Here is an 8,413-nt window from a genome sequence, read left to right as displayed (position 1 = left end):
CGGCATCGTGCTCCACCCAGCCCGAACGCGGGAAATGCTGCGTGAATTCCTGCTGCGCGCTCGCCACCGGGCGCAGCACACCGTCAAAGACGATCGCCCGCGACGACGTGGTGCCTTGGTCGATTGCCAGAATATGGGTCATGAAGTCCTCCCGTTTCGCGCCTCAGGCCGCGTGCTCCTCCAGCCACGCGGCGACAGAGTTGACCTGATCGGCATCGAGCCGCAAGCCCAGCTTGGTACGCCGCCAGATCACGTCCTCGACCTTGCGGGCCCATTCCTTCTCGACGAGCCAGCGCAGCTCGGCCTCGGTAAGCGTACCGCCGAAATCGCGGCCCAGATCGGCCAGCGCCTTGGCATCGCCGAAGATGTCCCACGCCTCGGTGCCATAATGACGGATCATCCGCTCGGCCCATTTGCGATCCACGAAGGGGTAGTCCTGCGAGAGCTTGGCGATCTTGGCCTCGACCTCTTCGGGGGCGAAATCGCCGCCCGGGAGACGCGCGTCTTTCGTCCACGGCCCGCCCATCCCGGGCAGATGCGGGCGCAGCTTGGCCAGCGCATCCTCGGCCAGACGACGATAGGTGGTGATCTTGCCCCCGAATACATGCAGCGCCGCCGGCTGGCCCGTCGGGGCATCGAGCGAGAGCACGTATTCGCGCGTCGCCGCGGTCGCAGAACTCGCGCCGTCCTCATAGAGTGGGCGCACGCCGGAATAGGTCCAGACGACATCGTCGGGCGTAACTTCCTGCTTGAAATACTCGGAGGCGAATTCGCACAGGTAATCGCGCTCGGCCTCGGTGCATTCGGCGGCGAGCGGCGAATCCTCATGCGCGGCCTCGGTCGTGCCGATCAGGGTGAACTCCTGCTCATAGGGGATCGCGAAGATGATCCGTCCGTCGGTGCCCTGGAAGAAGTAGCATTTATCGTGATCGTAGAGCTTGCGGGTCACGATATGGCTGCCGCGCACGAGGCGGATATGCTCGCGGCTGGCGCTGCCCATCGTACCTTTCAGGATCTGCTCGACCCACGGGCCGCCCGCATTGACCACGGCGCGGGCCAAATGCTCCTCGCGCCCGTTCGGCCCCTCGGTGGCGATCACCCAATGACCGCCGTCGCGATGCGCCTCGACGACCCTCGTCTGCACACGAATGTCGGCGCCATGCGCCTCGGCGTCGCGCGCATTGAGCACGACGAGCCGGGCGTCCTGCACCCAGCCGTCGGAATATTCGAAGGCATGAGCGAATTGATCCTTCAGCGGCGCGCCTTCGGGCGTGTTGCGCAAATCGAGCCGCTTCGTACCCGGCAACAGCCCCTGCCCGCCCAGATGATCGTAGAGGAACAGCCCCGAGCGGATCATCCAGGACGGGCGCTTGCCCCTCATCCACGGCATCACGGTCGAGAGCATCTTCGAGACGGGCGTATCGCTCTCGAAACGCATGTCGGCGCTGTAGGGCAGCACGAAGCGCATCGGCCAGGAGATGTGCGGCATCGCGCGGATCAGCACCTCGCGCTCGGACAGTGCCTCGCGCACCAGTTTGATCTCGAGATACTCGAGATAGCGCAGCCCGCCATGGAATAACTTGGTGGAGGCCGAGGAGGTCGCCTGCGCGAGGTCGCCCATCTCGGCCAGACGCACTCTGAGGCCACGCCCTGCCGCGTCGCGCGCGATCCCGCAGCCGTTCACGCCGCCGCCGATCACGAAGAGGTCTACTGCCTGTGACATTCTGCGCACTCCTAACGCCCATCGCTTCTGCACCATTAGGCGCGATATTTTTCGTTATTGATAATTATAGACACTTTTCGCGCATAATCGAGCGTGAAAACGCCTCGCCCCCAAATTCTCCACACCGATCACGAAACTTTTAAGGAACGCCAGCGTTGCTGTATGGTGAGATTCGGGGCGTTCAGCGCGTTTGGCGGGCAGCCGACTGACGATGTAGCTAACTCGCCTAAGAGATTGATCGAGGTTAAAGTCGTGACGTGCGAAGAGGCTTACGTAAGGTAAGTCGCATCGGGAACCGGACGGGACAAGAGCATGTTCGATCATGAAACAGAACTGGAGATCGGGCTTGCTTCGGGGATGCGGGTCCGCATCGACCCGAAAGGCGCACGACTGACAAGCTTGGTGCTGCCAGGCGCCGACGGCCCGGTCGAGATTCTTATCGGCCCCGATCCCGGAGAGACCGCACGCAGCTTCCACGGCGCAACAATCGGGCGCTACTCCAACCGCATCGCCGGCGGCCGCTTCACGCTTGATGGCGAGCAGTTCCAGCTTGATACGAACGAAAACGGAAACTGCCTCCACGGCGGCGGTCAGGGCTTCGACCAGCGCGACTGGACGGTCGTGGCGCATTGGATCAACGCGGTGGCGCTGCGGCTCGAAAGCCGCGACGGCGATCAGGGATTTCCCGGCAATCTCGTGGCGGAGGCGAGCTTTGCGCTATCGGACCCTGCCACTCTGACGATCACCTATCGCGCGCGCTGTGATCGGGCCTGCCCGGTCTCGCTGACCTCGCACGGGTATTTCAACCTCGCCGGCGGTGGCTCGATCGCCGATCACCGGCTGAAGATCAACGCCGATCAGGTGCTGGAGATCGATTCCGAAACATTGCCTGTCGGCGCCCCGCGCGATGTCGCAGGCACCCGGTTCGACTTTCGCGATTCGGCCCCGGTGCCGGGACCGGATGGCGCAGGCTTCGATCACAACTTCTGTCTGCGTCCCGGCGCCATGCGCGAGATTGCGGCACTGAACGATCCGGCCTCGGGGCGCAGCATGACGATGCTGAGCAACCAGCCCGGCTTGCAGGTCTACACTTCGCCATTGGGCGACAGCTTCAACGCGATCTGTCTGGAGCCGCAGGCGTGGCCCGATGCGCCCAATCACCCCGAGTACCCGTCCGCGATCCTGCAACCCGGCAAGGAATACGTGAACCGAATTCGCCTGCAGTTCTCGGGCTGAGCCCGCGAAATCCACGCCAGCGGAAAAGGCGCGGCGCGCAGGGTCAGGTCAAACCGCTCAGCGCGGCACCGGCTTGACGATATCGCTCATAGCCCTCGTCGAACGCCGCGCGCAACGCAGGCACCGGCTCGATCGTCGCGGCAATCTCGGGCGGGCGTGCGAGTTCCAACCCGCCGCCGGTCGCCGCCATCATGCCGAGCCGTGCCGCCCCGAAGGCGCCGCCGTAGTCGCCCGCCACCGGCAGTGCCACCGGCGTATCGAGCGCCGTCGCGATTGCCTCACACCAATATCGCGAACGCGTCCCGCCGCCGACACCAAGCAGCGTCTCGATCCGCGTCCCGGTCCCAGCCAGCGCGTCGCGACAATCGCGAAGCGCGAAACTCACGCCTTCCAGCACGGCCCGCGTCGTTGCCGCCCGATCGGTCGCATGCTCAAGCCCGATGAAGGCCCCACGGATCGCCGCGTCGTTCAGCGGCGTGCGCTCGCCGCCGAGATAGGGCAGGAAGCGCGCCTTGCCCGGCGCCCGCAACGGGCCGAGGCCCTCGGTCAGCTGCTTGGCGTCGCTCTCCAGAAGCCGCGCATACCAGTTCAGCGCGTCGGTCGCGGCCAGCACCACGCCCATCTGGTGCCATGTCTGAGGCAGGGCGTGACAGAAGCTGTGCACCGCGCTCGCTGCATCGGGCCGATAGCCGTCGTCCGCGGCGAAAAGCACCCCCGAAGTGCCGAGCGAGACAAAGGCCTGTCCAGCCGCCACGACGCCGACGCCAACGCCCGAAGCCGCGTTGTCGCCACCGCCACCGGCCACGACGACACCGTCCGGGAGGCCGAAGCGTGCCGCGGCCTGCGGGCGCAGCGTGCCCGACACGTCCGAGCCTTCGACGAGGCGCGGCATCTGCTCGCGCCGCATCCCCGTCGCCGACAGAAGCGCGTCCGACCAGTCACGCGCACCGGTATCGAGCCAGCTGGTTCCGGCGGAATCGGACATCTCCGAGGCATGTTCCCCGGTCAGCCAGAGCCGCAGGTAATCCTTCGGCAACAGTACCTTCGCCACCTTCGCGAAGATTTCAGGCTCATGCTTCGCAAGCCAGACCAGCTTCGGTGCGGTGAAGCCGGGGAAGACGATGTTACCGCTGATTTCGCGGAACTGCGGGTCGGCGTCGACGGACGCCGCCTCGCGGTGGGCGCGAGTGTCGTTCCACAGGATGCAGGGCCGCAGCACCGCGTCCTGCGCATCCAGCAACGTCGCGCCATGCATATGCCCGGAAAGCCCGATACCGCGCACCGACGAGAGGTCATGCTGCGCGAGCGTGCCCAGCACCGCCTCCATCGCCGCGACCCATTCGGCGGGATTCTGTTCCGACCAGCCTTCATGGGGGCGCGAAACGGTGAGGGGATGCGTCGCCTCGGCCACCACGCGCTGCGCATCGTCTATCAAGAGGCCCTTCAGCCCCGAGGTGCCCAGATCCAATCCGATAAACATGCTTGTCCTCCCGCGCGCGCTACTCGTCTCGCGCCGACCCTAACGTCTCTGGCGGGCATGTCGACTCCTCGACCCCACACGAATGTGCCCGTCCGTCGCACCGCATAACGGAACCGTGAGCGCATTGCGCGGTTGCCTTTCGAACAGTGACCCCGGAGCCTGGATGATCGCCTCTCTCTCGACCCCTCTTCTGCTTGGCGCTTTCACCCTTGCGGGGTTGATCGTCGTCATCTCCTCGATCAAGGCGACCGGGCTGGCCGACGTGATCGCGGATCGCACCCGCATCGGCGAGGCGCTGGCGGGCGGGATCGTTCTGGGCGCCGCGACTTCGCTGTCGGGGATCGTCGTCTCCGTCTCGGTAGCCGCACAAGGGGACGCGAGTTTCGCCTTCTCAAACGCCGTTGGCGGGATCGCCGCGCAGACCTTCTTTCTGGCGCTGGCCGACATGCTGCACCGGCGGGCCAATCTCGAACATTCGGCGGCGGAGCCTGCCAACCTGTTTCAGGCGGTGATGCTGATCGTGCTGCTTTCGATCCCGCTCGCCGCGACCGCCGCGCCCGATTACGCGATCTGGGGCATCAGCCCGGCCTCGGTGATCCTGTTTCTCGCCTATCTCGGCGGCACCAAGCTCGCAGCCCAGGTGTCGGAAACGCCGATGTGGAAACCGGTCGAAACCCGCGAGACCCGCCATGACGAGCCCGAGGACGAAGAAGAGAGGAACCGTTCACCACGCGGGCCGATCCTCGTCTTCGTCGGCCTCGTCGTCGTCATGGGCCTCAGCGGCTGGGTCATTTCGCAAGCGGGGCGGGAATTCGTCACACGTTTCAACCTCAGCTCCTCGCTGGTAGGCGCATTGCTGACGGCGGTGGTAACATCGCTGCCGGAACTGGTGACGACGCTGACGGCGGTCCGCCGCGGCGCACTGCAACTGGCAATCGGCGGCATTATCGGCGGCAACACCTTCGACACGCTGTTCCTAGTCTTCTCGGACGGGGCGTATCGCGAGGGGTCGCTCTACCATGCAGTCTCGATGCCGGATCTGTACTGGCTGGCGACGGGACTGATGATGACGGGCGTGTTGCTCGGCGGGTTGATCCTGCGGCAGAAGGACGGGCCGGCCCGGATCGGGATCGAGAGCCTGCTTCTGGTCGCGATCTACGCCTCGGCAGTGGTGCTGCAAGTCCTCGCCTGACCAAGGATTCTTGCCTCTCAGGGCCGGATTCGCGAAATAGGCAATATACATTTGCCGCAAGGACCGTTATGCAGGCGCCTTCCGCACGGGCTGCCAGAAGCAGAGCGGCCCGTCCCTTACGTCATTGCTTGGACGACTTTCCGATGATCCCCTCCCTTTCCGCAGCGCTCGCCGAGCGCGGCTACGACACTCTCACTCCCGTGCAGGACGCGGTAACCGATCCCGCGCTGGCGGGCAAGGACCTGCTGGTCTCTGCCCAGACCGGCTCGGGCAAAACGGTCGGCTTCGGTCTCGCGATCGCGCCGACCCTTCTGGGCGAGGCCGAAAGCTTCGGCCCGGCCGGCACGCCGCTTGCACTCGTCGTGGCCCCCACGCGGGAACTCGCTTTCCAAGTCATGCAGGAATTGCGCTGGCTCTATGGCAAGACCGGCGCCATCGTCAGCTCCTGCGTCGGCGGCATGGATCCGCGGCAGGAACGGCGCGCCCTCGAGCGCGGCACCCATATCGTGGTCGGCACCCCCGGCCGTCTGAGCGATCATATCCGCCGCGGCGCGCTCGACCTGGGCGACATCCGCGCGGTCGTGCTCGACGAAGCCGACGAGATGCTCGATCTGGGTTTCCGCGAAGACCTCGAATTCATCCTCGGCTCCGCGACGGAAGAGCGCCGCACGCTGCTGTTCTCGGCCACCGTGTCGCCTATGATCGCGAAACTGGCCGAGCAGTTCCAGAACGACGCGCAGCGCATCTCGACGATCAACACCGCGCAGCAGCACTCCGACATCGCCTATAAGGCGCTGAAGGTCGCGGCCTCGGACAGCGATCATGCGATCTTCAACCTGCTGCGTTTTCATCATGACGAAAGCGCCATCGTCTTCGCCAACACCCGCGCGGCGGTGAACCATCTCAGCGCCCGTCTCGGCAATCGCGGCCTCTCGGTCGTGACGCTCTCGGGCGAGCTGTCACAGGCCGAACGCAGCCACGCGCTGCAGGCGATGCGCGACGGGCGGGCGCGGGTCTGCGTGGCGACCGACGTCGCCGCACGCGGTATCGACCTGCCGAACCTGAGCCTAGTGATCCATGCCGATCTGCCGCAGAACACAGAGAGCCTGCTGCATCGTTCGGGCCGGACGGGTCGCGCCGGGCGCAAGGGGATGTCCGCGCTGATCGTGCCGCCTCGCATGGTCAAACGCGCCGAGCGCCTGCTGAAATTCGCCAAGATCAACGCGGAATGGACGGTGCCGCCCTCTGCCGAGTCGATCATCGCGCGCGACGAAGAGCGCCTGCTGACCGATCCCGATTGGCGCGAGCCGATCACCGAGGATCAGGCGGCGTTCGCGCGCAAGCTGCTCGACAGGCACGGGGCCGAGGCTGTCGCCGCCGCCTTCCTGCGCCTGCAGCAAGCGCGCAACGCACCGCCCGAAGACCTTCTGCCGCCCGACACCAAGGGCCAGTCCGAGCGTCAGGAATTCGGCCCGAGCCGCTGGTTCACCCTGTCGGTCGGGCGCAATGACCGAGCCGAGCCGCGTTGGCTGCTGCCGCTCCTGCGCCGCCATGCCGATCTGGAGAAGTCCGCCATCGGCGCGATCCGCGTGCGCGACGACGAAACCTTCGTCGAGATTGCCGAGAAGAGCGTCGCAAAGTTCGCGGCCTCGCTTGGTCCCGATGGCGAGCTCTCCGACGAGATCACGGCCCGCGCCCTCAACGGTGAACCCGATTTCGGCCCGCCGCCGAAAAAGCGTCGCGCCGACAAACCGCAGGGCAAGCCCCATCGTGGCGAGCGTGGGGAACACCCGGGCAAGGCGCCCCATCGCAAAGGCTCGCCCAAGGGCGCACGTACTGAAGGCGCTCCGGCGGACAATACCAAGACGAGCGGCTGGAGCCCGGATGACGAGGCGGTCTTTGCCGCCCTAGCGGATATCCCGTCGAAAAAGCGCAAGCCCGAGGGCGGCGCAGGCGCGAAACCGAAAAAACCTCGCGCGAAATACGCGGGCCCCGGCAAAGGGACGCATCCGGGAAAAGGCGGAAAGCCCAAGCCCGGCGGCCCGAAAAAGCCGCGCAAGTGACGATATGATTCTACAAAAGGCCCGCAGCGATGCGGTCCTTTTTCGTACCAGATCAGAAGCGCCCGGGTCAGCGTCCCCTTACCGCCTTTGACTGTGAGAGCGCGACAGAAGCCTCCGTGTCCTGATGCCCCTTAATATCACTGTCACGGGTCTTTCGCCCGCCACGAGCGAAGCCCGGTTGGTGTTGCTATGCGTCCGTGCAGGTCAACTATTGGCCTCCGAGACGAGGTAAGCGCCGTAAGTTCGGCGATCCAGGACAGGCTCGCCACGATACCAACGCCCGATCCCGTCATCATCCACCCGGCGCTTGCCGAGATCTACCGCAGCAAGGCGGAAGATCTGACGGCAGCGCTCAATGACGCGGATAGCCGCAGCGAAGCAACGACCATCCTGCGCGGCCCGATCGAGCAGGTTGTTCTGCACCCGGATCCGGACGCACCCGGCGGCCATGTGATTGAGCGTTATGGCGAGTTGGGTGCGATCCTGGGATTGAGGGATGGCACAAATGACAAACCCCGCCTTGGTGTGGGCGGGGTGTCGAATTCTACTCCGCCTGCTTCCCCATTGCTTCTGGGGGGCTTAGCACAACGCAAGACACCGCCCGAAGGCGGCTGTGAGCGTATGGCTATGACTTAGAAGAAGTGGTTGCGGGAGTAGGATTTGAACCTACGACCTTCAGGTTATGAGCCTGACGAGCTACCGGGCTGCTCCATCCCGCG

7 protein-coding genes and 1 tRNA gene are annotated in these 8,413 nt (G+C 65.4%); 3 read left to right on the top strand and 5 right to left on the bottom strand.

Going from position 1 to position 8,413, the window contains the following annotated elements:
• Both B6V75_RS18300 and glpD read right to left on the bottom strand, forming a co-directional pair.
• A partial coding sequence (locus B6V75_RS18300) for an FGGY family carbohydrate kinase (protein WP_146735163.1) occupies positions 1-142 on the bottom strand: 142 nt, incomplete at its 3' end.
• A gap of 21 nt (positions 143-163) precedes the next feature.
• Positions 164-1,723 carry a glycerol-3-phosphate dehydrogenase gene (gene glpD / locus B6V75_RS18295; RefSeq protein ID WP_088720666.1) on the bottom strand — a complete coding sequence of 520 codons (1,560 nt, stop codon included), beginning with the start codon at positions 1,721-1,723 and terminating at the stop codon, positions 164-166.
• 312 nt (positions 1,724-2,035) lie between these two features.
• Here glpD and B6V75_RS18290 point away from each other — a divergent pair, with 312 nt between their 5' ends.
• Complete coding sequence (locus B6V75_RS18290) at positions 2,036-2,959, top strand: aldose epimerase family protein (RefSeq protein WP_088720665.1); 924 nt, start codon at positions 2,036-2,038, stop codon at positions 2,957-2,959.
• 43 nt (positions 2,960-3,002) lie between these two features.
• On the opposite strand, the gene xylB is transcribed toward B6V75_RS18290, so the two are convergent.
• Positions 3,003-4,439 (bottom strand): xylulokinase, encoded by a 1,437-nt coding sequence (xylB, locus tag B6V75_RS18285; RefSeq protein WP_088720664.1) that lies wholly within the window; start codon positions 4,437-4,439, stop codon positions 3,003-3,005.
• A 163-nt stretch (positions 4,440-4,602) separates the two neighbouring features.
• Here xylB and B6V75_RS18280 point away from each other — a divergent pair, with 163 nt between their 5' ends.
• Both B6V75_RS18280 and B6V75_RS18275 read left to right on the top strand, forming a co-directional pair.
• Positions 4,603-5,631, top strand: a complete 1,029-nt coding sequence (locus B6V75_RS18280; protein ID WP_088720663.1) for a cation transporter — start codon at positions 4,603-4,605, stop codon at positions 5,629-5,631.
• Between the two features lie 143 nt (positions 5,632-5,774).
• A complete protein-coding gene (locus B6V75_RS18275; protein ID WP_088720662.1) occupies positions 5,775-7,694 on the top strand; it encodes a DEAD/DEAH box helicase in 1,920 nt (639 codons plus the stop codon).
• 204 nt (positions 7,695-7,898) lie between these two features.
• Here B6V75_RS18275 and B6V75_RS18545 read toward each other — a convergent pair whose 3' ends face one another.
• Together B6V75_RS18545 and B6V75_RS18265 are read right to left on the bottom strand one after the other, a co-directional pair.
• Complete coding sequence (locus B6V75_RS18545) at positions 7,899-8,117, bottom strand: hypothetical protein (RefSeq protein ID WP_146735162.1); 219 nt, start codon at positions 8,115-8,117, stop codon at positions 7,899-7,901.
• A gap of 219 nt (positions 8,118-8,336) precedes the next feature.
• Positions 8,337-8,413, bottom strand: a tRNA-Met gene (locus B6V75_RS18265).

Origin of the sequence: Thioclava sp. F1Mire-8, assembly GCF_002213165.1 — a bacterium.
GTDB lineage: Bacteria > Pseudomonadota > Alphaproteobacteria > Rhodobacterales > Rhodobacteraceae > Thioclava > Thioclava nitratireducens.
This window is presented reverse-complemented; position numbering and strand designations above follow the sequence as displayed.

What these genes read in the sequence shown, in the direction of transcription:
- B6V75_RS18280 (WP_088720663.1), top strand. Translation starts at nt 4,603, where the DNA reads ATGATCGCCTCTCTCTCGACCCCTCTTCTGCTTGGCGCTTTCACCCTT.
- xylB (WP_088720664.1), bottom strand. Translation starts at nt 4,439, where the DNA reads ATGTTTATCGGATTGGATCTGGGCACCTCGGGGCTGAAGGGCCTCTTG.
- glpD (WP_088720666.1), bottom strand. Translation starts at nt 1,723, where the DNA reads ATGTCACAGGCAGTAGACCTCTTCGTGATCGGCGGCGGCGTGAACGGC.
- B6V75_RS18275 (WP_088720662.1), top strand. Translation starts at nt 5,775, where the DNA reads ATGATCCCCTCCCTTTCCGCAGCGCTCGCCGAGCGCGGCTACGACACT.
- B6V75_RS18290 (WP_088720665.1), top strand. Translation starts at nt 2,036, where the DNA reads ATGTTCGATCATGAAACAGAACTGGAGATCGGGCTTGCTTCGGGGATG.